The 24,437-nt window shown below is 63.9% G+C and carries 21 protein-coding genes and 1 pseudogene; 12 read left to right on the top strand and 10 right to left on the bottom strand.

Going from position 1 to position 24,437, the window contains the following annotated elements:
- From CIT25_RS32770 to CIT25_RS32760, 3 genes are all read right to left on the bottom strand, one after another.
- Positions 1-1,104, bottom strand: a complete 1,104-nt coding sequence (locus CIT25_RS32770) for a glycosyltransferase family 2 protein (RefSeq protein WP_095489205.1) — start codon at positions 1,102-1,104, stop codon at positions 1-3.
- Between the two features lie 2 nt (positions 1,105-1,106).
- Positions 1,107-2,303 carry an acyltransferase family protein gene (locus tag CIT25_RS32765; protein ID WP_095489204.1) on the bottom strand — a complete coding sequence of 399 codons (1,197 nt, stop codon included), beginning with the start codon at positions 2,301-2,303 and terminating at the stop codon, positions 1,107-1,109.
- Between the two features lie 626 nt (positions 2,304-2,929).
- Positions 2,930-4,132, bottom strand: coding sequence for an MFS transporter (locus tag CIT25_RS32760; protein ID WP_095489203.1), 1,203 nt, complete (start codon positions 4,130-4,132; stop codon positions 2,930-2,932).
- 212 nt (positions 4,133-4,344) lie between these two features.
- Between CIT25_RS32760 and CIT25_RS32755 the strand changes: the two genes are divergently transcribed.
- Positions 4,345-4,767, top strand: a complete 423-nt coding sequence (locus tag CIT25_RS32755) for a VOC family protein (RefSeq protein WP_095489202.1) — start codon at positions 4,345-4,347, stop codon at positions 4,765-4,767.
- A 131-nt stretch (positions 4,768-4,898) separates the two neighbouring features.
- Here CIT25_RS32755 and CIT25_RS32750 read toward each other — a convergent pair whose 3' ends face one another.
- Positions 4,899-5,792, bottom strand: a complete 894-nt coding sequence (locus CIT25_RS32750; protein ID WP_095489201.1) for a LysR family transcriptional regulator — start codon at positions 5,790-5,792, stop codon at positions 4,899-4,901.
- A 97-nt stretch (positions 5,793-5,889) separates the two neighbouring features.
- On the opposite strand from CIT25_RS32750, the gene CIT25_RS32745 reads away from it, so the two are divergent.
- Positions 5,890-6,639: an SDR family NAD(P)-dependent oxidoreductase gene (locus CIT25_RS32745; RefSeq protein ID WP_095489200.1), complete on the top strand. Its 750-nt coding sequence runs from the start codon at positions 5,890-5,892 to the stop codon at positions 6,637-6,639.
- A gap of 162 nt (positions 6,640-6,801) precedes the next feature.
- Positions 6,802-7,185, top strand: coding sequence for a YybH family protein (locus CIT25_RS32740; RefSeq protein WP_095489199.1), 384 nt, complete (start codon positions 6,802-6,804; stop codon positions 7,183-7,185).
- Between the two features lie 105 nt (positions 7,186-7,290).
- On the opposite strand, the gene CIT25_RS32735 is transcribed toward CIT25_RS32740, so the two are convergent.
- A complete protein-coding gene (locus CIT25_RS32735; protein ID WP_095489198.1) occupies positions 7,291-7,752 on the bottom strand; it encodes an Lrp/AsnC family transcriptional regulator in 462 nt (153 codons plus the stop codon).
- Between the two features lie 159 nt (positions 7,753-7,911).
- Here CIT25_RS32735 and CIT25_RS32730 point away from each other — a divergent pair, with 159 nt between their 5' ends.
- Complete coding sequence (locus CIT25_RS32730) at positions 7,912-8,919, top strand: ornithine cyclodeaminase family protein (RefSeq protein WP_095489197.1); 1,008 nt, start codon at positions 7,912-7,914, stop codon at positions 8,917-8,919.
- A 46-nt stretch (positions 8,920-8,965) separates the two neighbouring features.
- Here CIT25_RS32730 and CIT25_RS32725 read toward each other — a convergent pair whose 3' ends face one another.
- Both CIT25_RS32725 and CIT25_RS32720 read right to left on the bottom strand, forming a co-directional pair.
- A complete protein-coding gene (locus CIT25_RS32725) occupies positions 8,966-9,898 on the bottom strand; it encodes a dimethylarginine dimethylaminohydrolase family protein (RefSeq protein ID WP_095489196.1) in 933 nt (310 codons plus the stop codon).
- A gap of 22 nt (positions 9,899-9,920) precedes the next feature.
- Positions 9,921-11,516, bottom strand: coding sequence for an amidohydrolase (locus tag CIT25_RS32720; RefSeq protein WP_167391109.1), 1,596 nt, complete (start codon positions 11,514-11,516; stop codon positions 9,921-9,923).
- A 75-nt stretch (positions 11,517-11,591) separates the two neighbouring features.
- Between CIT25_RS32720 and CIT25_RS32715 the strand changes: the two genes are divergently transcribed.
- The 5 genes from CIT25_RS32715 to CIT25_RS32695 all read left to right on the top strand — a co-directional run bounded on the left by CIT25_RS32715 (position 11,592) and on the right by CIT25_RS32695 (position 16,693).
- Positions 11,592-12,479, top strand: coding sequence for a LysR substrate-binding domain-containing protein (locus tag CIT25_RS32715; protein WP_095489195.1), 888 nt, complete (start codon positions 11,592-11,594; stop codon positions 12,477-12,479).
- Between the two features lie 265 nt (positions 12,480-12,744).
- Positions 12,745-13,839 (top strand): ABC transporter ATP-binding protein, encoded by a 1,095-nt coding sequence (locus tag CIT25_RS32710; protein WP_095489194.1) that lies wholly within the window; start codon positions 12,745-12,747, stop codon positions 13,837-13,839.
- A gap of 74 nt (positions 13,840-13,913) precedes the next feature.
- Positions 13,914-15,029 (top strand): ABC transporter substrate-binding protein, encoded by a 1,116-nt coding sequence (locus CIT25_RS32705; protein WP_095489272.1) that lies wholly within the window; start codon positions 13,914-13,916, stop codon positions 15,027-15,029.
- A 24-nt stretch (positions 15,030-15,053) separates the two neighbouring features.
- Entirely contained in the window at positions 15,054-15,887 is an 834-nt protein-coding gene (locus CIT25_RS32700; RefSeq protein ID WP_095489193.1) for an ABC transporter permease, read from the top strand.
- Positions 15,887-16,693 carry an ABC transporter permease gene (locus tag CIT25_RS32695; RefSeq protein ID WP_095489192.1) on the top strand — a complete coding sequence of 269 codons (807 nt, stop codon included), beginning with the start codon at positions 15,887-15,889 and terminating at the stop codon, positions 16,691-16,693. Before CIT25_RS32700 ends, CIT25_RS32695 begins: the two co-directional genes overlap by 1 nt.
- On the opposite strand, the pseudogene CIT25_RS32690 reads toward CIT25_RS32695, so the two are convergent.
- Positions 16,690-17,477 (bottom strand): annotated as a pseudogene (locus CIT25_RS32690) (2-keto-4-pentenoate hydratase). The gene CIT25_RS32695 and the pseudogene CIT25_RS32690 sit on opposite strands and share 4 nt — an antisense overlap.
- A gap of 252 nt (positions 17,478-17,729) precedes the next feature.
- Between CIT25_RS32690 and CIT25_RS32685 the strand changes: the two are divergent.
- On the top strand, positions 17,730-18,047 hold the full coding sequence (locus CIT25_RS32685) for a DUF982 domain-containing protein (protein ID WP_342587128.1): 318 nt from the start codon (positions 17,730-17,732) through the stop codon (positions 18,045-18,047).
- A gap of 45 nt (positions 18,048-18,092) precedes the next feature.
- Here the strand turns inward: CIT25_RS32685 and CIT25_RS32680 are convergent, their stop codons facing one another.
- On the bottom strand, positions 18,093-19,157 hold the full coding sequence (locus CIT25_RS32680) for a glycosyltransferase family 2 protein (RefSeq protein ID WP_095489191.1): 1,065 nt from the start codon (positions 19,155-19,157) through the stop codon (positions 18,093-18,095).
- 487 nt (positions 19,158-19,644) lie between these two features.
- Positions 19,645-20,976 (bottom strand): dicarboxylate/amino acid:cation symporter, encoded by a 1,332-nt coding sequence (locus CIT25_RS32670; RefSeq protein ID WP_245330100.1) that lies wholly within the window; start codon positions 20,974-20,976, stop codon positions 19,645-19,647.
- A gap of 241 nt (positions 20,977-21,217) precedes the next feature.
- Between CIT25_RS32670 and CIT25_RS32665 the strand changes: the two genes are divergently transcribed.
- Together CIT25_RS32665 and CIT25_RS32660 are read left to right on the top strand one after the other, a co-directional pair.
- The gene (locus CIT25_RS32665; protein WP_206073033.1) at positions 21,218-23,077 is read left to right on the top strand and encodes a sensor histidine kinase; all 1,860 of its coding nucleotides are present in this window, start codon (positions 21,218-21,220) and stop codon (positions 23,075-23,077) included.
- Positions 23,077-24,432: a sigma-54-dependent transcriptional regulator gene (locus tag CIT25_RS32660; RefSeq protein ID WP_095489188.1), complete on the top strand. Its 1,356-nt coding sequence runs from the start codon at positions 23,077-23,079 to the stop codon at positions 24,430-24,432. The genes CIT25_RS32665 and CIT25_RS32660 overlap by 1 nt, the downstream gene beginning before the upstream one ends.
- Positions 24,433-24,437 lie beyond the last annotated feature (5 nt).

Here is a 24,437-nt window from a genome sequence, read left to right as displayed (position 1 = left end):
CTAGCTCGACCCGAGGGAAGGCAGAACCGCTGCGGCCGGCACGGACTGCAAGTACCGCGACAAGGCGTCGACCTGCCTGGTCGCCGACATCGAGACGAGGCTGAACCGCGGCGCGTAAGCGCCAGCACGCAATGCGTACCGCTCGCGACGCCGAATGAGGTCCCATTTCGCGGTCCGCGTCAGGAACTCGTGCGTCAACAGCGGTTGCATCTCATCTGATATGAGTTGGTAGAGGAAATAGAACAGGTTCAGCGTGCCGGCCTCATAGCTAGGCCTCGTTTCCGCTGGCAGTCCGGAAATTCTCTCTTCCAGTGCCAGAAGCCATTCGGCGGCACGGCGTACCGTATCCGTTGATACGGCATCGCCGATGTCGCGCAGGTCCCGCGTGTTTGGCGCGAGGCCTTCCCGCTCAAGGGTCTCGGCCACGATCTTCAAATGTGTCCTCCGCATTTCCCCCTTGTGCCGGTTCGTCACGCTATCGCCATGGATACGATAGGCAATCAGGTTTTCGGGGATCATTGCGGCCGGGTAACGGTCGGTAAGCCGTCTGAAGAGATCGAAATCTTCGGCGTGCCTGTAGCTCTCGTCGTAATATAGATCGCCGCCCTTTATGACGTTCCTATTATAGACCACTGTAGGATGCATGAATATCGTGAAGAACCTCGACAATATCCGAAGGAGATTTTCTTGGAGCGCCGGATCGGGCAAGCCCTTGACGATGCGGTTGCCAAGCAGGAAATCCACGCCCGCGCCACACAGAGCAAGGTCGGGTCGCTGGTTGAAGAGCGCTACCTGACGCGACAGGCGCCAGGGATAGGCGATATCGTCCGCGTCCATCCTGGCGACCAGATCACCCTGAGCCACAGCCAGCCCTTCATTCAGGGTTGTGATCAGGCCGCGGTTTTCTCGTGAGATGATGGAGATGCGATCGTCGGTCTGGCGGCACTTCTGCAGGATCTGCAGGGAGTTGTCCGTCGATCCATCATCGATCGCGATGATCTCCAGGCGATCGTAATCCTGCCGCAAGATGCTGCCGAGCGCGGCGGCCAGATAAGGTCCGGCATTGTAGATCGGCAGCAGAACGGAGACCAAGGGAGCGGCCATGGTCAGCTCCGATCCGTTCGCGGGAGGTCGCGTGCCAAGGATGATGTGCGGCCATCAAGCGGGCCACTGAAACGGGCTCCTGCTGTCCTCCCGAGCCACCCGCCACCGTCCGTTTTGACACCTGCTGGGATGACCGTGCCGGCTCTTGGCGCAACATAGGGAAAGTAGCGTTTGAGGCTGTTGAGCGGCTTTTCGAAAAACAGCCATGAGACTGAAGCCACGATGAGGGTCGCCGTTCCCGCAACCAGGAACCGCCCCGGCCCTTGCTCCGAGACGTTGAGCGGGATCCAGGGCTGGGACATGACCGCGAGCGACAGGACGATCGGATGGTATAGGTAAACGCCATAGCTGACGCGGCCAAGCGCCAGCAGTGGCGGCAGTTCGAGAAGCCTCCCCCGATAACCGCCAAGGCCGGACGAGCAGCTCGCAACGACCACCACAAGCGGCGCGAGAGGCAGGACTTCCAGCAGCAGCCAGCGGCCCCATTCCTGCACGGGATTTGCCGGCATCGGCGCAAGCCACTGCAGGACGAAAAACGCGGCCGCGAGTGCCGGCCAGCCAAATCGCAGCCACTGCGGCAAGCCAGCGGTTCTGGTTCGGTAGACTGCAAGCAGCGCGCCTGACGCCAGCGCGTCCATCGATGCCGGCGGAAGCAGGTCGCGGGCGAGGTCGGGACTTCCAGCGATAGGCCAGTAAAAGCGATACGACAACGACAGCAGGATGACGCCGATGCAGATCGATTGAAGACGCCGGAGCGGCGCCAGCAAGACGATCAATGGCCAGACGATATAGAACTGCTCCTCGATGCTCAGGCTCCAAAGATGGGCGAGGACCCACGGCGTCCATTCATTGCGCAGCGCGAACCAGAAGTTCGACAGATAAAGCGCATGCCAGACCAGCGATCCCCTCGACTGCTCCAGGTCAACCAGCCAAACGAAGCCCAACACAGCAAAGTAGGGAGGAAATATACGCAGCGCCCGCCTGATGTAGAAGGATCTTAGCGCCGGTGCGGTTTCGAATTCAGCGGCCGAGCGCGCGTCCAGAAGAAGGCGCGTGATCAGAAACCCGCTCAGCACGAAGAACAATCGCACGCCGATGTGGCCCCAGAAGGAAGACCCTCCCGCCGCAAAGAAATGCGAATACATCACCATCGTCACCGCGATGGCCCTTAGCGCGTCCAATTGCGTGTCGCGTCTCATCGGCCGCGTCCGCCAGTTGGATGTCTCCGCTGAAATTGTTGCCGCCGATCGTGTTCGCCGCTGCTCACTCTGCGGACAGCGGCGCCTGCGCAATGGCGCTGATCGTTTTCGCTCGAAGCGCTGCGTCTCGCACGGCTTGCGGAGGTTCGGGCGGGGCGATCGAATGGCTCTGCGCCAATCCCCGCCAGTGGGTCCACCAGATTGCAGATTGCCTCAACACCACGCTTCACCGGGCCTCCAGGGAGAATTGCCAAGGAGAGTCTCTTCACGCCATCGAATGCCCCAAGCCCGACGATAGGAAAAAAATGCTGCGCCGCAACACAAAATGTTAACGTGACTGAAATAGTCGCGTGAGGTACGCCTGCGAAATGCGCGAAAACCGCCCGAAATTGCCTATTTTGGCAGTTTTGCGTCCGAATCCCCGACTTATCCACACTTCGTATTGGCGCGAGCGCGCTGCAATGCAGCATGATCGATCGCTAATCAAGAGGAAACAGGCCCACAGACCTGACCTAAACAGAGCACAAAGCTCCCATCGTTGCCGATCGGGTCTCGTAGTTGGGGGGACAAAAGCCGGCATAGTTTATGTCCACTTTTGACCCCCTGCGCCCACTCTCGGCCAATCCTTACGCCGGTTGCAACTCCCTGCGCGGCAGCCGCGGGAAGGCGATCGCCACCGCCACCGCGCCGAGCCCGACAAGGGCCGAGCCGATGAACAGCCAGGAATAGCTGGCATAGGCATCGAACACCATGCCGCCGGCGAGCGGGCCGAAGGCCATGCCGATGCTGGACAGCATGGTGACGGCACCAAACACCGTGCCGAGGATGCGCTGGCCGAAATATTCGCGCGCCAGCACCGCATAGAGCGGCATCACGCCGCCATAGGTGGCGCCGAAGATGATGGCGAGCGTGTAGAATTGACCAAGCTCGCTGACGGCGAGATAGGCTGCGATGACCACGGACTGTATCGCCAGACCGGTAATCAGCACCGGCTTGACCCCCAGCCGGTCGGCAAGCACGCCGTATAGAAGCCTGCCGCCTAAGCCGGCCAGGCCCTCGATGCTGTAGATGCTGACCGCCGCCATCGGCGCTATGCCGCACAGCATCGCATAGCTCACCATGTGGAAGATTGGCCCGGAATGCGCCGCGCAGCAGGCAAAGAAGGTCAGTGCCAGAACGATGAATTGCGGCGAGCGGAACGCTTGTGGAACTGACATGCCGGTATCGTTGGCGGCAATATCGGCGGCTGCGCCGTCGGCGGCAGGCTTGGGCGGCTGGCGCACCAGCAATGCGGCCGGCACCAGCAGCGCCCATGCCGCGACGCCGATGACGAACATGGCGGTGCGCCAGTCATAGGCCGTGATCAGCCATTGCGCGAAGGGCGAGATCGTCATCGGCGCCACGCCCATGCCCGCCGAGACCAGGGAAACGGCCAAGCTGCGATTGGTGTCGAACCAAGCGGCGGTCAGCGCGATCATCGGCGCGAAGAAGGCGCTTGCCGCCAGGCCGACGAGCACGCCATAGGTGATCTGGAAGACAAGCAGCGAGCCGGTGCGGCTGGCCAGCACCAGCGCCAGCCCGAGCAGCAACGCACCTGTCATCACCACGATGCGGGCGCCGTAGCGATCGTAAATGGCGCCCCAGGCGAAGCCGCCGAGGCCCATTACCAGGAAGTTCAGCGTCATAGCGCTCGATATGCCGGCGCGCGACCAATCTGTGTCGAGCGCCATCGGTTCGAGGAAAATCGCCAGCGAGAACATCGCCCCGAGGGCGACACAGGTCATCACAGCACCTGCCGCGACGATGACCCAACGATAGGAAAGGCTCATGTTTTTCTCCCGAGATCGTTTGGACACGGCGCGACTTCTTTCGAGCTTCGTCACACCGCTTGCGTCCGAAGGACGATGGCGACATTTCGAATCCTACAATCCGGTTGCGTTTTTTATCCAGTCGGGAAATCGCCCCACTCAATTGCTCCATTGCATTGACCGTGCACTGTCCTGAGCTAGATTTCCAACCTGGCGATCAGGAGCTAACAGGCATGGAACTTCATCGCGGCCGTCTCATCGACCACGTCCAGCTGGTGGTCAGGGATCTCAAGGCCAGCCGCCGCTTCTACGAGGCGGTTTTCAAGGTGCTCGACGTTCCCATCGGCGGCAGCGCCGAGGATTATTTCTGGGCCGACGAGCTGTTCGTCTCCAGCATCGACAGCCGGGCGGCCAACGGGCAACTGACCGGGCGCCACCACCTTGCCTTCCAGGCAAAGGACCGCGCGATGGTCGACGCCTTCTACAAGGCCGGCCTCGATGGCGGCGGCACGGACAATGGCGCACCGGGCGAGCGGCAGCACTACCATCACGGCTACTATGCCGCCTTCCTGCTCGATCCCGACGGCAACAACATCGAGGCCGTCTTTCACGGGCCGGCGAACCGCAGCGCCGCTTCGGTGAAGATTACGTTTTAGCTCGATGGACAGGGATTCTCGTTACGTCGCGCCGCGCCAGGGCTTGATATTAAACTTCAACGCAGCGACGCTCAAAGGCTACCGCATGGCCATCGAGGAAGCGCCGCTGTCTTTGCCACGGAGCGCCTGCCCTATCGCGTCAGCGCCGCCATCTGGCTCGCCAGGAAGTCGACGAACAGCCGGGCACGGACCGGTAGCTGCCGCCCATACGCATGGACGATGTGCACCGGCATGGTCGGCATCGCCACCTCGGGCAGGATGCGGACCAGACGGCCGGTGTCGAGATCGTCCTGCACGGCAAACTGCATCAGATGCGCGATGCCGGCTCCGGCAAGCGCCGCTTGCCGGATGGCGCCGCCGTCATCGGTGTCGAGTCGCCCGTTCGGCACGATCACCGTGCCGTCGGCCAAGGTGACGGGATAAGGCCGGCCGGCCATCTGGTAGCGGACGAAGTCGTGGTTCTGCAAATCCTCGATCGAGGCCGGCCGGCCGCGCCGTTCGACATAGGCGGGCGACGCCACCAGCACGATCGGCAGATTGGCGATCTTGCGAGCGATGAGCCCGGTGTCCGACAGCGCCCCCATGCGCACCGCGACGTCATAGCCTTCGCGGATCAGGTCGGCGTGGCGGTCGGTGACGCTGAGCTCGAGCTTCACCTCGCCGTGCTGAGCCAGGAACGCTTGCGCCCATGCGGCGATCAGGCCGCGCCCGAGTTCGACGGATGCCGTGACGCGCAGCAGGCCGCGCGCCGTATCGGCCATCTGGACGATGTCCTCGGCATCGTCGAGCGCTCTCAGCAAAGGCGCGACCCGCTCGTAATAGGCGAGGCCTTCGCTGGTCAGTGCCAGGCGGCGCGTCGAGCGCTGGATCAGCCTGACGCCCAGCCGCCGCTCGAGCCGCGCTACGCTCTTCGACACCGCCGACGGGCTGGAGCCGACCAGCCGGCTGGCGGCATGGAACGAACCGGCATCGACCGTGCGCACGAAGGCGACGAGACCGGCGGTCTTTTCGAGGATGGTGGTCATTCAAGAATCCCAGGCACGAAAGAACCGATCGAGGCGATCCTAATACGCTATCCCATCACTATTAAATACCGCTCATCGTCAACGAAGGAGAGATTTGATGAGCAAGCTGAACGGCAAGGTGGCCATCGTCACCGGCGCCTCCAAGGGTATCGGCGCCGGCATCGCCAAGGGTCTTGCGGCGGCCGGTGCCGCCGTGGTCGTCAACTATGCTTCGTCGCGGGAAGGTGCGGACCGCGTCGTTGCCGCGATCAAGGCCGCAGGCGGCCGAGCCATTGCCGTCCACGGTGACGTGTCGCAAGCGGCCGACGTGCGCCGCCTGTTCGAGGCCGCCAAATCGTCGTTCGGCGCGGTGGACATCCTGGTCAACAACGCCGGCGTCTTCGCATTCGAGCCGCTGGAAGCGGTGACCGAGGCCGAATTCCACCGTGAGTTCGACACCAATGTGCTGGGCACCATCCTGACCATCCGGGAAGCGGTGAACCATTTCGGCGCCGGAGGCGGCAGCGTCATCAACATAAGCTCGGTCGCCAGCCTCAACCCGCAGCCGAACTCGCTGGTCTACGCCGCCACCAAGGGCGCGGTGGATTCGATCACGCTGTCGATGTCGCGAGAACTGGGCGTCCGCAACATCCGCGTCAACGCCATCGCGCCCGGCGGCGTCGACACCGAAGGCCTGCAGCGGATCGGCATCGTCGGCAGCGAGTTCGAGAAGCAGGTCATCGCCATGACCCCGCTCGGCCGCTTCGGCCAGCCCGACGACATCGCCCGAATCGCGGTGTTCCTCGCCTCCGACGAGGCGTCCTGGCTGACCGGCGAGCGCATCACCGCCTCGGGCGGTTGGCGGTAGGCATAGAGGGCGCGGACCTGCCATTTCACGGACCATGCCCCACCCAGCGCGACGTCGATAAAACACCGGCAATCGATGACCGGGGCGATCTGTGCCCTATGTTGCGGCGAGGGAGGAGCGCCGTTCGGTACCGATGACGGCGGGGAGCCAGGAAGATAACGGATGACGGACGACGAAAGAGCAATCCGAAAACTGGTCGAGACGTGGATGGATGCGAGCAAGCGTGGAGACACCGCGACCGTCCTCAGCTTGATGACGGACGACGCGATCTTCATGGTTCCCGGCCGGGAGCCCTTCGACAAGGAGATCTTCGCGGCAGCCGCGCAGGAGACGGCCGGCGTTCATATCGACGGCACGAGCGATATCGTGGAACTACAGCTTCTCGGCAGTTGGGCTTTCATCCGCAGCCGCATCGACATGACCGCGACCCCGCCGAATGGCGAGCCGGTCCATCGATCGGGATATGCGCTGACGCTCCTGCGCAAGGAGGCGGATGGTGCATGGCGGCTCGCGCGCGATGCGAACCTGCTGACCGTGCAAGGCTAGAGCCGGTCTCCGGCATCTCGGCCCCGGAGGCGCGCCAGGGGAAGCGATAAGATGGCAAAGATGCGATGCAGGTCGCCCTGAACAGCGTTCTCCTCCTCCACCTGATCACACCGGCAAGAGGGCGTTCGGCTTGACATCGGCGATGGAGGCGAAAGTGTGCGTTTCGCGCACGCCGGGCAGTGGCAGGATGACCCGCTGCAGGAAATCCTGGAACACCGCCATATCGGCGATCCGCGCCTTGACCAGATAATCGAAACCGCCAACCACCATATGGCACTCCAGAACCTCCGGAGCTTTCGCCACGGCTTCGGCGAAGCGGTCAAAGACATGCGGCGCCGTGTGGTCAAGCCGGACCTCGATGAACACCAGCGTTCCCCGGCCGACCTTGCGCGGATCGAGCACGGCCCTGACCGCGGTGATGAACCCGTCGCGGAACAGCCGCTTCACCCGCTGGCTGGTTCCGGTCGGCGAGAGCCCGACACGCCCGGCAAGATCAAGCGTCGTCCGGCGCCCGTCCTCCTGCAGCAGCCGGAGCAGGCTGCGGTCTATCTGGTCGAGATCGCCCATCTCACAATCCACGCTATCTCAGGGATTTATATGCTAATTTCACGCAGAGATGTCAAAATAAACGTATTTCATCACATAAAACCCCGCAATAGCCTGCGCTTCCCTCACCCACTCAAAGCGAACGTGGTGAGCCAATTCGACGAACACAGGGAGTGCAGGATGACCAAGGAAGCGTTCAGCCCAGCCGGCAAGAGTGCGGCGGAAATCAGCAAGGGAGCGACCGAGATCCTGGTGCTGAGCGAAACCGACGTGATGGAATGCATCGACCTCAGCCAGCTTCTCGATGTTCTGGAAGACGGCTTCAAGGCGCTGTCACAAGGCAAGGTCGTCAATCCACCCCGACCACAACTCGACATCCCCGGGGCCGGCTACAGCCTCGCCATGCCGGCGTGGATGGAGGGCATGAACCTGACCGTCAAGATCGTCAATGTCTTCGAAGGCAACCTGGCCAAGAACTTGCCCAGCCACCTCGCCACCATCAGCCTGTTCGATCCGCTGTCCGGCCTGCCGGTCTGCATCATGGACGGCACCTTCATAACAGCGGTGCGAACCTCCGGCTCCGCCGTGCTGTCGGTGCGCGCGCTTGCCCGCCGGGACGCCAGGATTGCGACCGTGGTCGGCGCCGGCGTGCAGGCCAACCAGCACCTGCATCTGTTGCCGCTGGTGCGCGACTTTGCCGAAATCCGTGTCGCTTCAAAGAGCTTCGACGATGCGGCAGCGCTTGCCCGGCTACATCCGTCGGTGGTGGCGGTCGCCGACATCGAGGCGGCAGTGCGCAGTTCCGACGTGGTGTGCCTGGCGACCCACTCCTACGAGCCGGTGATCGACGCCGGCTGGGTCCAGCCGGGCACGCATGTCTCGTCGGTCGGGGTGGCGCCACCCGGCGGTGAAATGCCGATCGAGCTCATCGGCAAATCCAGTCTTTTTGTCGAAACCCAGGATGCATTCAAGCCGACCCCGGTAGGCTCTTGCGAGCTTGCCGGCTTCGATCCGGATTTCGGCACCGAGCTTGGCGCCATGCTGATCGACCGCGCGCCGGGCCGCGTTTCGGATCAACAGATCACCACCTACAAGGCGATGGGCATTGCGATGGAAGACATGGTCGCCGCCGACCTCGCCTATCGTTGCGCCAGGCGTCTGCGCAAGGGAAAGCTCATCGTGCTGTAGGCGCGTGCCGCGAGCCAGGCGGGATCGACGTTGCTGACAATGGCGCTCAGGCCGGCTCGCGCTTCAGCGCCTGCGCCATGCAGTGGATGCCGCCGCCGGTCTTCGAGATCTCGCTCATGTCGATGGCCGCCACCTCGAAGCCGCGCGCCTTGAGCTGACCGATCAGCGTCTGGCTGGACGTCGGCGCGATCACCCTGTCCTTGCCCAGCGACATGAAGTTGCAGCCGAGCGCCATCGTATCCTGGAACGGCACGTCGATGATCTCGTGGCCCTTGCCCTTCAGCCAGTCGACGATGCCCGGCTCCGTGCAGGCGAGGCAGACGGCGGTCAGCTTTTCGGCGATCGGCACTACCATCAGGTCGATATGGACATAATATTCGTCGATGAAGGCGATGCGGGTCTCCCAGCCCTCCTTGTCGAACCAGGCCTGGACCTGGCGCGCGCCCTCCTCCTGCGTGCGGGCGCCGCCGCAGCCGATCAGCACCACGCCGTCCTCGATGACGTTGAAGTCGCCGCCCTCGAAGGTGCCCGCGGTGACCATGTCGTAGATCGGAATGCCGAGCTTCTCATAGGTGCGGATCGCGGCGTAGTTCTCGCCGCGCCGCCACCAATTGGCCATCGCGGTGATGATGACGCCATACGGCGTCATGACGCTGGAATCGCGGGAGTAGACCTGCATCGGCAGTTCCGGCGTCGGCTCGTGCCAATGGATGTTGACGCCGAAATGCTCGTAGGCGGCGACCAGGTCCTTGTGCTGCGCCTGCGCGATCTGGACATTGCAGGGCGCCTCGCGCAGATGCTTTCGCGACAGCGAGCTGGTCGAGAGATGGCGCAGGAAATTCGGCGAGCCGAGCAGCACGTCGGTCAGCACATCGGTCTCGTTGGCAAAGCCCCAACCGGTCAGCGGCTTGGTGCCGCCGGCCGGGTTGCGACGCTGCAACGAAAACGGTTCTGCTACGATGCGGTCATGAACGGTCATGGGGTTCTCCTGGCTTGGATGATCACGCGGCTTGCGGGTTGCTTGGTATCCACCAGTCCCGTCCGCGCGGGGTGGTGACATATTCCGGCCAGCGGAAATGGATCGGTGGCTCATAGTCGCAGAGCGGCGCCAGCCATTTGCTGCCGCCGATGCCGCCACCGGTGCGGGCGACGAATTCGTCCATCGCCGCATCGCGGGCGGCCTTGTCTTCCAGCAGGCGAAGTGCTGCCAGCGCGATCGTCTTCGACGCGCAGGTAACCATCGGATCGATCGTCGCAGAAATGCCGCCCAGCGCGTTCATCGCCCAGGACGGATAGGCGCGGCCATTCTCGGAACGCAGCGCCGGGCGGGCGACGTAGAACCGCGCCGTCGGCGTGTGCCATGACATGTCGGTGTAGTCGTCGGAGGTCGAATTGAGCTGCGACGGCGGCAGGTCGCGGCGCAGGATCGCCTCTGCGTCATGCGGCGCAATCAGCTGCTCCAGCTCGGCGATGAACGGCTCGTCGGTCGCCGCGCCGCCGGCATTGACCTGGATTTCGCGGGCGATCGCCTTGGCCGTCTCGTCCCAGCGCGGCGGCCCGACCGTCGACAGCGCCTCATAGGCGATGCCTGACATTGCGTGATTGGCCAGCCCCGGCCGCGATTTCGACACCCAGTGCCGCTCATGGCGGCAGCCGCTCATTTTCGCGGCGGCTTCCGCATTGCGGTCGAGCACGGCGGCCACCTGCTCGGCCATGGCAAGCGTCGGCACGCGGATCATGTACTGGATCTCGGCCAGCCCCGTCGGCAGATTGTCAGCGGTCGCCTGTCCTGCCGTCAGGATCGCCTCGCTGATCGACCAGCCGCCCTGGTGCGACAGCATGGAATCGCGCAGCGCCTTGGAGGCCATGTACATCATCATGAGCGCGTCGTTGGCGCCGGGCGCCCGCACCGCCGAATGCGCCTGCGGGATCGGCGCGCCATCGCTTACGCGAACCCAATTTTCGGGTTCGTCGCACACAAAGCGGTAGATCATCGCATAGGCCGCGCCGCAATGCGTGTCCCAGCGCGCCGTGTTGCAGAGCGGCAGCATGTAGAAGGGATGGAAGGAGATCATGCCGGCGAGGCCATCGTAGTAGCCCTTTGCCGCATGGATCGGCTTCGATCCCCGCACCTTCTCCGCCGGCTCGCCGGTGAAGCGCAGCGTGCCCGATATGCCGTGGCGCTGCATTGCAGCCTTGGTCGCCAAAAGCCCGCCGAGGCTGGCGATGCCGAGCCCGGAATGCGGATCGGTGTGGCCGCCGGCCTCAGCGCCGAGGCCCGCGCGCGGTCGCTTGACGGTCGCCGCGTCCTGGCAATTGCCCGGCACAGCGTCGTATTCGGCGTACATGCCGATGGTCGGCCCGGCGCCGTTGGTCCAGTGGGCGCAGAAGGCGGTGGGCATGCCGCCGGAGCCTTCCTCGACGGAAAAGCCTTCGTACTTCAACTGCTCGACATACCAGGCGGCCGACTGGTATTCGCGCCAGGCGGTCTCGCCGAAATCGAAGATCGTCCGCGTCCACGCCGACAGCGACGGCTGGACGTCGTCCAGACAGGCAAGCGCGGTCGCTTGGGCTGAGGTGGTCACCGGTTCCTCCATCGGTCAAAGAAAGCAGTGAAGCGCCTCGCCAAAAAGTGATATGTTTTCCCGGCTCATGCAAATTCGGTTCACCTCTTGAGAATTCCATCGACGCAGGCGCTGCGCGCCCTCGACAGTTTTGCCCGACACGGCAGCGTCTGGCGCGCCGCCGACGAACTGCATCTGACCCGCAGCGCCGTCAGCCATCAGCTGCGCCTGCTCGAACGCGATCTCGGCTTCGACCTGCTCGAGCGCATCGGCAAGGGCGTGGCGCTGACGCCGCGCGGCCAGCGCTATGCCAGCGACGTGCGCAAGGCGCTGACAGTGCTGGGCGATGCGGTGACGCGCCATGCCGGCACCGGCGTCGGCGGCTCGTTCAGCGTCAGCTGCACCCCGGGCTTCGCCTCGCTGTTCCTGTGCACTCACATTGGCGAATTCCGGCAGATGTACCCCGATGTCGCGCTGCGCATCCTGACGCCGCGGCGGCTGGACGATGTCAGCAATGCCGAGGCCGACGCCTTTATCGCCTTCGGCGTCGGCAACTGGCCGAACCGCGCCGTCGAGCTGTTGTGCGAGATCTCGTTCACGCCGCTGTGCAGCCCGACGCTGCTCAACAAGATCGGCGGCTTTTCCAAGCCCGCCGACGTGCTGCGCGCCAATCTCCTGCATCTCGGCGACACCGAGGACTGGGCGCGCTGGCTGGCGCTGTCGAAGGTCGAGAATCCCGACATCGAGGGCGGCATCTTCTTTTCCGACATGAACCTGGTTTTCTCGGCGGCGATCGCCGGCCAGGGCATCGCCATGGGCGACGAGCTGACCAGCCGCCGGGCGCTGAGCGAAGGCCGGCTGGTGCGCCCGTTCGACATCGCGATCAAATCACCGCGGTCGTATTTTCTCGTGTCAGAGCATGCGAAGGCCGGGCATCCGGTGCTGAATGTTTTTAGTGGATGGTTGCGGTCGAAGCTGTCGGAGAACCAGCGTTAATCTCCCCCCTTGAGGGGGGAGATGGCCGCGAAGCGGCCAGAGGGGGTTGGTCCGACTGGGCTCGGCCCGATCTGCTTTCAAAGAAAGAGGAAGTCGCCACTCCACGCGCAGCGACCCCCTCTGTCGCCTTCGGCGACATCTCCCCCTCGAGGGGGGAGATTAGCTGCATAGATGAATCAAATTTGCCGGTCAGGCGAAAACTATTCGGTTGCGGTAAGCCGCCGCCCTGCCTACGATTTCAATCAGCATTGAGGACAAAGGCAGGATGCAGCAACCCGGCCGGGCCGCAGAGATCAAGGCAATCGGGATCGGCAAGAGCTTCGGCTCATTCCGTGCGCTGGACGATCTGACGCTCGATATCGGCCGCGGTGAGTTCCTGACCCTGCTCGGTCCGTCAGGCTCGGGCAAGACCACCTTCCTGATGATCCTTGCCGGCTTCATTCAGCCCACCGACGGCCGCCTTTACAGCGACGGCGTCGACATCACCGAGCGACCGGCCGAGCAGCGCGCCGCCGGCATGGTGTTCCAGGGCTATGCGCTGTTCCCACATATGAGTGTCGAGGCCAACATCGCCTTCCCGCTCAAGGTGCGCAAGAGATCGTCGGACGAGATCAAACGCCGGGTCGGCGAGATGATCGAGCGCGTCGGACTGAAGGGCCACGAGAAGAAACTGCCGTCGCAATTGTCCGGCGGCCAGCAGCAGCGCGTGGCGCTGGCGCGTGCCTTGGTGTTCGAGCCTGGTGTGCTTTTGCTCGACGAGCCATTCTCGGCGCTCGACAAGGGCCTGCGCGGCCAGATGCAGGCCGAGATGAAGCGGCTGCACCAGGAAACGGGCACCACCTTCGTCTTCGTCACCCACGACCAGAGCGAGGCGCTGGCGCTGTCGTCGCGCGTCGCCATCTTCAACCATGGCAAATTGCTGCAGGTCGGCGCGCCGGATGAGGTCTACGACCGGCCGGCCAACCGGTTCGTCGCTGAGTTCCTCGGCGAGATCAACATGCTGCCGCTGAAGGGTGTGCGCAATGCCGACAATGGCGCCACAGGCCTGTGCGAAGACCGCACCATCAGCCTGCGCGGCAATGCCAGCGCCGTCGGCAGCAATGCCATCCTGGCGATCCGGCCAGAATATATGTCGATCGCGCCCGAAGCGGCGGCGGGCGAGAACGGCATCGCCGCCACCGCGGTCGCCTCGACCTATCTCGGCGCTGCGACGCGGCTCGATCTGACGACGCGCCAGGGCGCCAAGGTGACGGTCTCGGTGCCGAACGAGGTCGCCGCCTCGGCACTCAGCAAGGGCAATTCCGTGTGGCTGACATGGCCGGCGGAAAAGGGTTTCCTCCTTCCGGACGGAGGACAATGACGATCGGCGTGGCGAAGCTGAAATTCACCAAGCTACTTTCGGGAAATATCAACGACAAAAAAAGGGGAACTGACATGACAAATGAAACCAAGAAACATTCCATCGAGACGCTGTCCGCCAGGGCGGCGCGCGGCGAAATCTCGCGTCGGCAGTTCACGCAGCTGGCTGCACTCGTGCTGGCCGGCACGCCGATGCTGCTGCGCTCGACCGGTGCCTTCGCGCAAGCCAAGCAACTGGTGCTTGTCAACTGGGGCGGCGACGCCATCACCGCCTATGATGCGGCCTATGGCCAGGCTTTCACCAAGGAGACCGGCATCACCGTCAAGATGGACGGCTCCGGCCCGACCGAAGGCGCTATCGCCGCGCAGTTCAAGAGCGGCGCTCCGACCTGGGACCTGGTCGACGTCGATCCGTTCTCGGCCATCACGCTCGGTGCGCAGGGCATGCTCGAGCCGATCGACTATTCGATCGTCGACAAGAAGAAGATGCGCGAGGGCTTCGGCTGGGAGCACGCCGCCTCGACCTATTTCTTCTCCTATGTCATCGCCTACGATTCCGAGAAATTCGGCAGCCAGGCGCCGACCGGCATGGCCGATTTCTTCGACGTGGCGAAATTCCCCGGCAAGCGCTCGCTCTACAAATGGGGCGTGTCGAGCTGGGAAGCCGCTCTTTTGGCCGACGGCATCGCACCGGCCTCGCTCTACCCGCTCGACCTCAAGCGCGCGCATGACAAGATCGCCGCCTTCAAGGAGAATGTCGTCGCCTATTGGGGCGGCGGCGCCGAAAGCCAGAGCGTGCTGCTCGACGGCGAGGCCTCGATGGCGATCGTCTGGTCGACCCGGGCCTCGCTGATCGAGCAGGATTCCGGCGGCAAGATCAAGTTCATCTGGGACCAGGGCCTGATCTCGCCCGGCGCGCTCGCCGTGCTCAAGGGCAATCCCGGCGGCAAGGACGCGGCGATGAAGTTCATCGCCAGCGCCCAGGATCCGGAAAAGCAGCTCATTATGTTCGACAAGCTCGGTCAGGGTCCGGCCAATCCGGCCGCCGACGCGCTGATCCCCGCCGACAAGAAGCGCATCAACCCGGTCGATCCGGAAAACATGAAGAAGCAGATCGCGCTCGACATGGAGTGGTACGCCAAGAACTACGGGGCCGCGCTCGACGAGTACACGAAGATCATCTCCGCCTGATAGGCCTGGGGAAACCGGGCCGAGATGAAAGCATACTTCTCCGACAGGATGGGCGCGGCGCTATTGATGGCGCCGCTGCTCCTATTCCTTGGCGCCGCCTATGCCTGGCCATTCTTCGGCGTCGTGAACTGGAGCTTCACGCTGCCCGAGCCGGGGCTCGGCCAGTATGGCACGCTGCTTAGCGACCCGCTGGTGCAGTCGGTATTTGTCCGCACACTGCGCATCGCGGCGATCGTCACGATTGTTTCGGTTGCCGCCGCCTACGCCATCACCGTGGTGTGGGTGCGCGGCACGCCGGCGCAGCGCGTGGTCGCCGAGTTCTGCATACTGGTGCCGTTCTGGATCTCGGTGCTGACGCGCGCCTTCGGCTGGGTGGCGCTGCTTTCCAATCGCGGCCTGTTCAACACGTGGCTGCAGGCGATCGGCTTCATCTCAGAACCGCTGACGCTGGTGCGCAACGAGTTCGGCGTCATCGTCGGCATGACGCATTTCCTCATTCCCTTCGCTGTGTTTCCGCTGGCGTCTTCCATGCGCGGCCTCGACGACCGCGTGCTGCTGGCGGCGCGCGGGCTCGGCTCCAGCCGCATGCGCACCTTCTGGTCGGTTTTCGTGCCGATGACCCGCTCCGGCATCATCGGCTCGGCGCTGATCGTCTTCGTCTTTTCACTCGGCTTCTTCGTGACGCCGGCGATCCTCGGCGGCGGCCGCAGCGTGATGATCGCCGAGCTGATCTATCTCCGCATCTTCCAGAGCCCGGACTGGGGCCTGGGTGCTGCGATCAGCGTCGTGCTGGTGCTGTTCGTCGGCGCGCTGATGGCGCTGCTGTTCCGCTATGTCAGACCGAAGCAGCTGATCTGATGCCCACTTACCGCCCCGGCCCCGTCTCGCTGATCCTCGCCGGCCTGGTTGCGCTGTTCCTGCTGTTGCCGCTGCTTGCCGTCATACCGGTGTCGCTGACGCCGACCCGCATGCTGGCGATGCCGTCGGGCGAATTGTCGCTGCGCCACTACCGGGCGATGATCGAGGATCCGCGCTGGATCAACTCGATCCTGCTCTCGATCAGGATCGGCGTCGTCAGCAGCGCTTTCTCCACCGTGCTGGCGCTCTGCTTCAGCCTTGGTGTGTGGATGTTCCAGCCGCGCTTCACCGCCGCACTCGTCGGCTTCGTGCTGCTGCCGATGGTGGTGCCGCCGGTGGTCTCGGCAATAACGCTCTACTTTCTTTTGACCTCGATTTCCGGCGTCAGCTCGTTCTTCGGCTATGACACCTGGCTCGGTGTCGCCATGGCGCATGCGGTGATGACGGTGCCCTTCGCCACGGTGCTGATCCTGGTGTCGCTAAGCCAGCTCGACCGGCGTATCGACCTTGCCGCACGCGGCCTCGGCGCCACGGTGTGGGAGCGCGCCACCCGCATCATCATGCCCAACATCAAGTTCGGCATCATCACCGCAGCCCTGCTGTCCTTCGTGCTCTCATGGGAAGAGATCGGCGTCACCCTGTTCATCACCTCGGTCAACGCCATCACGCTGCCAAGGCTGATGTGGATGGGCCTGCGCGACAACATCGACCCGGCGATCGCAGCACTCTCGGTGATCCTGATCATCATCACGGTGCTGGTGCTTGTGGTGCGCAGTGTTGTGGTCAGGCTGCGCGGGGCGCCTTAGACAAAACTCACCGAGACGCGGCCAAACCTGCCTAAATCGCCGGTGACTTTGTCACCGGCCTCGACGCTTATCGGCGTCACACAGGTGCCGGTTATCACCATCTGTCCCGGCTGGAGTGCTATGCCCAGGCCCGACAGTTCATTGACGATCCATGTGAGCGCAATCCGAGGATCGCCCAATACAGCTGCCCCCGTTCCGTTATGCTGCGATTTTCCAGAAACGAAAGCGACCACCGGGTGCTTCGCGAGATCCACGTCGCGCCAATCGTCTTCTGCAGCTTGGCCGATGACGAACAGGTTGGCACAGGCGTTGTCCGCTATGAGCTGCGGCGCCCCGACTGCGCAGAAATCGTCGTATCGTGAGTCCGGTATTTCGATCGCGGGGTGCAAGGCCGCTACGGCATCCATCACCTCAGCGATTTCATAGGGTGCTGGACGAGGCGGCAGTTGGCGGCCGAACGGAAAGCGAATTCGATCTCGGCCACGCGCATCTTGCTCGTCGCCAGGGAAATGGCCCCACCGACCTCAATCTCTTTTTCAGCCAGGAGACGCCCGGCCATCGGGCCGTCGACGTTGATGTGCCTTTGTCCGGCCAGACTGGTTGCGGCAATCTTCCAACCGAAAAGCGGAGCCGCCGAACGATCCATCACATGCGACTGGATAGCGTAACCTTCGATCCGCGTTTGTGGCCGTAACTCCTGGGGTATGGCGTCGAGACGGGTGCCCTTCTCCCAATGGCTCACCAACAACTGGGACGCGGCCCTGGCCTTTTCTGGATCGAGCATCGTCAGCTCCGGAAATCAAAGAAGAGGCCTCACTACCCGTCGCTTCGTGGATCAGGAGCCGGCAAGGAACATTCTGCTAGTGGACCCGTCCACACATGGGGCAAGGATAGATGACCAGGAATCGCGAGTCCACATTCACGCTCCGCATATCAGGCATCATAGCCGGCCTGCCCCTGTCAGATCGCAGTGCCGTCGCCGATTGTCTTTCCGAGATGGAACAGCGGGCGACGTCTCCATCACCGGGTTCACGCCGTGGTGATTGGTGACAAGGAAACCTTGTGCCATCGGATGCGTTTTAGAGTGTTCGACAGCAGGGGCTTCACCATGAATCAAGGATGGTTTTCCAGGCCGGTGTCAGTTTCGGTCGGCATTGCCGGCGCGACCCGACACATCTTGAGCGCACAGCAGGCAGTAGAACTACTGGCGGGCCAGTGGCGCGACGCCGGCAGCCTGCAACATGGCGCCGCGCTGCGCGCATGCCGCCGGGCCATGAGCGGCGACGTTCCGACCGAAATCGCCAGGGATGCGTTTGTCGGCGCCGCGCGGGAGGCGCATGTTCTGGTCGAATGAGCGGCCGAACAGAGCCGGACTGTCGGTGGGCTATATCAAGGCAAGCTATCCCATGGCGTGACGGATGGTCTTGGACAGACGACTGAGGAACGCCGGCCTGGACGACGCGTCAAGCTTCCACGACAAGACCGCCGTCGCCATTTTCCGCGGCAGCACCCCGACCGATAGGAACCACGCGGCAAGCACGGCGCGCCGGCGCAGGGACGCTGTCATTTCGAGGCTGGCGACGGCGCCGGCCGCCCCGAGCGCCAGCCGGGAATCGTCGGCCACGGGGTGCAGTCGCCTGTCTGCGCACAGCGACGCCAGTCGCTCTTCCAGGTGGACCGGATCGTGGCGGACAGCCTCCGACGGCACGATGGTCAGGCCGATCTCGGAGGCCTGGTCCGACAACGCCTGCATGCGGCGGAAATCGTGGGTTACCCTCCAGCGCGCCCGCTCGGCGAGCTTTTCACCGAAGACCGAATGGTTGGCGCCGTGGATCCGGTATGCGCCGACGCATTCCTCGATGGACTGGACGTGCCCATACATGGGCGCCAGGGTTGCAAGATAGCCGTCGGCGCCCTGACGGAACTCCGGCTCCGGAATCGGCATGATCGATTCCAGGGTTGCGCGGTCAAAGGCCAGCCCGCTGGTCACGGTTGTCTGATAGCGGCCCTTGTGCAGCAGTTTCGGCATGACGTCGCCGCTGTCGAAGGGCAATTCGGGCGGCGGAAAGACGTCCTTGATGCGTTGCCGCTCGTCGACGATATGCAGCCTGGACTGCACCTGGGCCGTTGCCGCATCCCAGGTGTCGACGATCGTGGAAACGGCGGTCGGATAGAGATAGTCGTCGGCGTCGAGGAAGAGGACGATCTTGCCGGAGCTTGCCGCAAAGCCGGTGTTGAATGCCGCCGCATGCCCGCCATTTTGCGCTCGCGCACACGCGACGATCTCGCCGCGATATGATTCTATGATTGTCGTGGAATTGTCCTGCGATGCATCGTCGACGACGATGACTTCGACGTCCGCGTAGTCCTGCTCCAGGGCGCTGTCGATGCTGCGTTTGAGGAAACGCGCGTAATTGTAGTTCGGAATGATGATGGATACCGGAATCCTCGGTACAGACTGCATCGCGTTTGACCTCGCATCTTGCTTTGGTTTCGGCAAAAGCCCGCTCACGGGCCTGCCCCCTCTTCAAGCGCGACGAGTTCCTGAGAGGAAAGCCTGCGCCTTCCATCAGGAGACGAGTCACGTCTCTTGCGACTTCGTACTGAGGCCGCGATTGCCTTCGAGGGCTGCCGCTTTGGTCAGGTCGGCGGCAGCAAAAGCTCCGACGGTTTCGGCCGGTCGCAACCGAGCCCGACGGAAATGTCTCGCCTTCGGTCGCGATCAGATCGGGATCGAAGTGGACGGGCGCCTTGAAGGCATGGCGGATACTGGCCTTCAAATACGGCTGGAACAAGCCCCGCGCCAGGAACAAGGCTCACAAGCCTGTTACATCGAGGCAGGCGCGCAGCGGCGTGGCCTGTGGATAATCGCGGATGTTGGAGATTGGCGGCAGGTAGCCCGAAGCCGGCGGCAAGCCGGCTTCGGGCTATGACCATGCAGACCTGAACGGTCAGGCGGGCTGCAGCCCGGGCAGCGACAGGTCGGCTTCCTCGGGCAAGTCGCCGGCCATTGCGGCAGCGAACTTGGTCTGGTCGAGTTCCCCTTCCCAGCGCGCCACGACCACCGTCGCCACCGCGTTGCCGATGAAGTTGGTCAGCGCCCGGCATTCCGACATGAAGCGGTCGACGCCGAGGATCAGCGCCATGCCGGCGACCGGCACGGTGGGGACCACCGAAAGCGTCGCGGCCAGCGTGATGAAGCCGGCGCCGGTGATGCCGGCGGCACCCTTGGAGCTCAGCATGGCGACGGCGAGCAGCAGGATCTGGTCGCCGAAGGTGAGCGGCGTGTCGGTCGCCTGCGCGATGAACAGCGCGGCCAGCGTCATGTAGATGTTGGTGCCGTCGAGGTTGAAGGAATAGCCGGTCGGGATGACCAACCCGACCACCGAGCGGTTGCAGCCGGCACGCTCCATCTTGGCCATCAGGCCCGGCAATGCCGCTTCCGAGGACGAGGTGCCGAGAACCAGCAGCAGCTCCTCCTTGATGTAGCGGATCAGCGCCAGGACCGAGAAGCCGTTGTAGCGGGCAACTGCGCCAAGCACCACCAGCACGAACAGCAGCGCGGTGAGGTAGAATGTGCCGATCAGCATGGCGAGGTTGGCGATCGAGCCGATGCCGTATTTGCCGATGGTGAAGGCCATGGCGCCGAAGGCGCCGATCGGCGCGGCCTTCATCAGGATGGCGACGAGGCGAAAGATCGGCGTGGTCAGCGCCTGCAGGAAATCGACGACCGGACGGCCGCGATCGCCGACCATGGCCAAGGCAACGCCGAACAGCACCGAGAAGAACAGCACCTGCAGGATGTCGCCCTTTGCGAAAGCGCCGGTGATGGTGTCGGGGATGATGTTCATCAGGAAGCCGACGATGGTGGTGTCATGCGCCTTCTCGGCGTAGCCCGTCACCTTCGTGGCGTCGAGCGTGGCCGGATTGATGTGCATGCCGGCGCCGGGCTGCACGACATTGGAGACGACGAGACCGACGACAAGCGCCAGCGTCGAGAACACCAGGAAATAGATCATCGCCTTGCCGGCGACGCGGCCGACCTTCTGCAGGTCGGAAACGCCGGCAATGCCGGTCGCCACCGTCAGGAAGATCACCGGCGCGATCACCATCTTCACCAGCTTGATGAAGGCGTCACCGAACGGCTTCATCGCCTCACCGGTTTCGGGATAGAAATGGCCGAGAAGCACGCCGGCGGCGATCGCCGCCAGCACCTGCACATAGAGATGCCGGTAGAAGGGAAGTTTGCCGCGCGGCTCGGCGGCAGCGAATGCTGTCTGCATGACGTCCTCCATTGTGCTCCGATCGAAAGCTCGACCTCCCGGAGCAATTGCATTGACCACCCCCAGCAGCCTCACGACCGCTGAATTCGTGTTTGCAACTGCCGTGCCAAGTGCGCGGAAAAGAGCCTACCGTTTGATTTTATTGAATACTCTCGGACCCAAGGTTTCGTCTCGCGCACAGAAAGTGCGGATATTCGCGTAACCGAATTGTTCTTTGTGCGAAATCATGCACAAATGTGTGATGCTGCAACGCCCCGCCGCCGCCTTGCCGTCGACGCCCGAGCAACTCGGCAGGCGGGCGCGCCGTGCTTGGCTGCTGTTTGCGGCCATCGCCCTTGCGATCGCCACGGCCGCACTTCACGGCGCCGGCCTTTATGGCCGCGCCACTGAGCTCGGGGCACTGGCGGCGCAGGGCCGCACCGATGCCAATCTGAAGGTCGCGCTGCTGCGCGCCGTGCTGGAAAGCCCGCGCGCCCTGCCCCTGCTTTTGTCGGAAGACCAGCAGGTGCGCGATGCGCTGGCGCAGAAAAGCATTGCGGCGGTCGATGTGCTGAACCGCAAGCTCGACGGGCTGGTCTCCGGCACCAAGGCTTCGGTGCTCTATGTCATCGGCACCGACGGGCTGGCGATCGCCTCCAGCAACTGGCGCGAGCCGATCAGCTTCGTCGGCAACGACTACCAGTTCCGCGATTATTTCTCCGGCGCGATGCAGGCCGGCACTGCCGAATATTTCGCGCTCGGCAATGTCAGCAAGCGTCCCGGCCTCTACATCTCGCGCCGCGTCGGCGACGCTGCCGCCCCGCTCGGCGTCGTCGTCGTCAAGGCGGAATTCGATCAGCTCGAAACCGACTGGCACGAGGCAAACCGCCCGGCCTATGTCAGCGACGAGAAGGGCGTCGTCCTGATCACCAGCGTGCCGTCCTGGCGCTTCATGACGGCGACGCCGCTGGCCGGGCCTGATCTTGCCGCCATTCAGAACAGCCAGCAGTTCGGCGACGCACCGCTGATGCCGCTGCCGATCACGCGCCCCCAGGCACTCAGCCCGGACGTCTCGATCGTCCACGCGGTGACGCCCGGCGGCAGCGACGCGGAATATCTCAGGCTTTCCACACCGGTCCCTTCGACCCCCTGGCGGCTCGATTATCTCGTTCCGGCTGAAGCGCCGATCGCCGCCGCGGTCCGTGAAATGCGGCTCCTTGCACTCGGCGTCGTTGTCCCGTTGCTCGGCCTTGCTGCGTATCTGTTGTGGCGTCGGCAGTCGGGACAAATGCGGATCGCCGCCGAACAGGCGGCGCGCACCGAGCTCGAACGCCGCGTCGTCGAACGGACCGAGGATCTGAGCCGCGCCCGCGACCGGCTGCAGGCCGAGATATCAGGTCACCGCAGCACCGAAGCCAAGCTGCAGGTGGTGCAGCAGGATCTCGTCCAGGCGAACCGCCTCGCCATCCTCGGCCAGGTTGCCGCGGGCGTCGCGCATGAGATCAACCAGCCGGTTGCCACCATACGCGCCTATGCCGACAACGCCCGCACCTTCCTCGACCGCAAGCAGACAGCGCCGGCCGAGGAAAACCTCGGCGCCATAGCCGCGCTGACCGAACGCATCGGCACCATCACCGAAGAATTGAAGGCCTTTGCCCGCAAGGGCCGCACCGCCGCCGAGCCGGTGGAATTGCGCGACGTCATCGAAGGCGCCGTCGTGCTCTTGAAAAGCCGCTTTGCCGGTCGGCTCGACGCACTGGTCATCGACCTGCCGCCGCCTGCCCTCAAGGTCATGGGCAACCGGGTCAGGCTCGAACAGGTGCTGATCAACCTCTTCCAGAACGCCCTGGAGGCGCTGGAGGGCCGCGACGACGCAAAGGTGCGGGTTTCGGTCGAGGAGACGGCGGACGGCGTGACGGTCGGCGTGTCCGACAACGGACCGGGCATTCCGCCAGGAATTCTCAGATCGCTGTTCACGCCGTTCAACACCTCCAAGGAAAAAGGCCTCGGCCTCGGCCTCGTCATCTCGAAGGATATCGTCGCCGATTATGGCGGACGCATCGAGGTTTCGAGCGACGACAGCGGCACCCGCTTCACCATCCATCTCTTGAAAGCAGCGTAATGGCCAACGACAACGCAGCGCCGGTCATTCTGATCGATGACGACAGCGATCTCTTGAGGGCCACCGCGCAGACGCTGGAGCTTGCCGGCTTTTCGGTATCGGCTTTTTCGGTGGCGGCCGAGGCGCTGGCCAGGCTCGACGCCGGTTTTGCCGGCGTGGTGGTGTCGGATATTAGGATGCCGGAAATCGACGGCTTGCTTCTTTTCGACCGCGTCCTGCGGCTGGACGCGGACATTCCGGTCATCCTGGTCACCGGGCATGGCGACATCGCCATGGCGGTCAAGGCGATCAAGGACGGCGCCTACGACTTCATCACAAAACCCTTCGCCGCCGACCGGCTGGTGCAGAGCGTGCGCCGCGCGGCGGAAAAGCGCCGCCTGGTGATGGAAAACCGCGCCTTGCGCGAGGCGGCCGGAGAAGCGCAGGACGGCTTGCCGCTGATCGGCCAGACGCCGGCAATGGAAAGGCTGCGCCGCACGCTGCGCCAGATCGCCGACACCGATGTCGACGTTCTGGTGACCGGCGAAACCGGCTCCGGCAAGGAGGTGGTGGCGAGCCTTCTGCATCGCTGGAGCCGCCGCGCCAGGGGCAATTTTGTTGCGCTGAATTGCGGCACGCTGCCGGAGACGGTCATCGAGAGCGAATTGTTCGGCCACGAGGCCGGCGCCTTCACCGGCGCGCAGAAGAAGCGGATCGGCCGCATCGAGCACGCCAGCGGCGGCACGCTGTTCCTCGACGAGATCGAAAGCATGCCGGTCTCGACGCAGGTGCAGATGCTGCGCGTGCTGGAGATGCGCGAGGTCACCCCGCTCGGCACCAACGAAATGCGGCCGGTCGACCTGCGCGTGGTTGCGGCCGCCAAGGTCGATCTCGGCGATCCGCGCCAGCGCGGCACGTTCCGCGAGGACCTCTACTACCGGCTCAACGTTGTGACGATCTCCATTCCGCCGCTGCGCGAGCGCCGCGACGACGTCGCCCTGCTGTTCTTCTATTTCGCCGAGCGCGCCGCCGCCCGCTTCCGGCGCCCGGTGCCGACTGTCCCGGCCGCGGTGCACCGCCATCTCCGGGAACATGACTGGCCGGGCAATGTGCGCGAGCTCGCGCATTTCGCCGAGCGGCTTGTGCTTGGATTGGAGGAAGACGCTGCGACGCCATCCCCTGCCCCAGCTGAGCCGGATGCCGCCATGAAGCTGCCGGAGCGGTTGGAGCGCTACGAGGCCGACATCATTCGCGAGACGCTTGGCCGCAACGAGGGCGACGTCAGGCGCACGATCGAAGCGCTGGGGATTCCGCGCAAGACCTTCTACGACAAGCTCCAGCGCCACGGCATCGTGCGCAGCGAGTTTTCCCGATAAAGGTC

Origin of the sequence: Mesorhizobium mediterraneum, from assembly GCF_002284565.1 — a bacterium.
Classification (GTDB): Bacteria; Pseudomonadota; Alphaproteobacteria; order Rhizobiales; family Rhizobiaceae; genus Mesorhizobium; species Mesorhizobium mediterraneum.
This window is presented reverse-complemented; position numbering and strand designations above follow the sequence as displayed.

What these genes read in the sequence shown, in the direction of transcription:
- CIT25_RS32735 (WP_095489198.1), bottom strand. Translation starts at nt 7,752, where the DNA reads ATGGGCGATCTCGACCAGATAGACCGCAGCCTGCTCCGGCTGCTGCAG.
- CIT25_RS32720 (WP_167391109.1), bottom strand. Translation starts at nt 11,516, where the DNA reads ATGGAGGAACCGGTGACCACCTCAGCCCAAGCGACCGCGCTTGCCTGT.
- CIT25_RS32745 (WP_095489200.1), top strand. Translation starts at nt 5,890, where the DNA reads ATGAGCAAGCTGAACGGCAAGGTGGCCATCGTCACCGGCGCCTCCAAG.
- CIT25_RS32750 (WP_095489201.1), bottom strand. Translation starts at nt 5,792, where the DNA reads ATGACCACCATCCTCGAAAAGACCGCCGGTCTCGTCGCCTTCGTGCGC.
- CIT25_RS32770 (WP_095489205.1), bottom strand. Translation starts at nt 1,104, where the DNA reads ATGGCCGCTCCCTTGGTCTCCGTTCTGCTGCCGATCTACAATGCCGGA.
- CIT25_RS32755 (WP_095489202.1), top strand. Translation starts at nt 4,345, where the DNA reads ATGGAACTTCATCGCGGCCGTCTCATCGACCACGTCCAGCTGGTGGTC.
- CIT25_RS32765 (WP_095489204.1), bottom strand. Translation starts at nt 2,303, where the DNA reads ATGAGACGCGACACGCAATTGGACGCGCTAAGGGCCATCGCGGTGACG.
- CIT25_RS32700 (WP_095489193.1), top strand. Translation starts at nt 15,054, where the DNA reads ATGAAAGCATACTTCTCCGACAGGATGGGCGCGGCGCTATTGATGGCG.
- CIT25_RS32660 (WP_095489188.1), top strand. Translation starts at nt 23,077, where the DNA reads ATGGCCAACGACAACGCAGCGCCGGTCATTCTGATCGATGACGACAGC.
- CIT25_RS32680 (WP_095489191.1), bottom strand. Translation starts at nt 19,157, where the DNA reads ATGCAGTCTGTACCGAGGATTCCGGTATCCATCATCATTCCGAACTAC.
- CIT25_RS32730 (WP_095489197.1), top strand. Translation starts at nt 7,912, where the DNA reads ATGACCAAGGAAGCGTTCAGCCCAGCCGGCAAGAGTGCGGCGGAAATC.
- CIT25_RS32705 (WP_095489272.1), top strand. Translation starts at nt 13,914, where the DNA reads ATGACAAATGAAACCAAGAAACATTCCATCGAGACGCTGTCCGCCAGG.
- CIT25_RS32670 (WP_245330100.1), bottom strand. Translation starts at nt 20,976, where the DNA reads ATGCAGACAGCATTCGCTGCCGCCGAGCCGCGCGGCAAACTTCCCTTC.
- CIT25_RS32760 (WP_095489203.1), bottom strand. Translation starts at nt 4,132, where the DNA reads ATGAGCCTTTCCTATCGTTGGGTCATCGTCGCGGCAGGTGCTGTGATG.
- CIT25_RS32740 (WP_095489199.1), top strand. Translation starts at nt 6,802, where the DNA reads ATGACGGACGACGAAAGAGCAATCCGAAAACTGGTCGAGACGTGGATG.
- CIT25_RS32665 (WP_206073033.1), top strand. Translation starts at nt 21,218, where the DNA reads ATGCTGCAACGCCCCGCCGCCGCCTTGCCGTCGACGCCCGAGCAACTC.
- CIT25_RS32695 (WP_095489192.1), top strand. Translation starts at nt 15,887, where the DNA reads ATGCCCACTTACCGCCCCGGCCCCGTCTCGCTGATCCTCGCCGGCCTG.
- CIT25_RS32710 (WP_095489194.1), top strand. Translation starts at nt 12,745, where the DNA reads ATGCAGCAACCCGGCCGGGCCGCAGAGATCAAGGCAATCGGGATCGGC.
- CIT25_RS32725 (WP_095489196.1), bottom strand. Translation starts at nt 9,898, where the DNA reads ATGACCGTTCATGACCGCATCGTAGCAGAACCGTTTTCGTTGCAGCGT.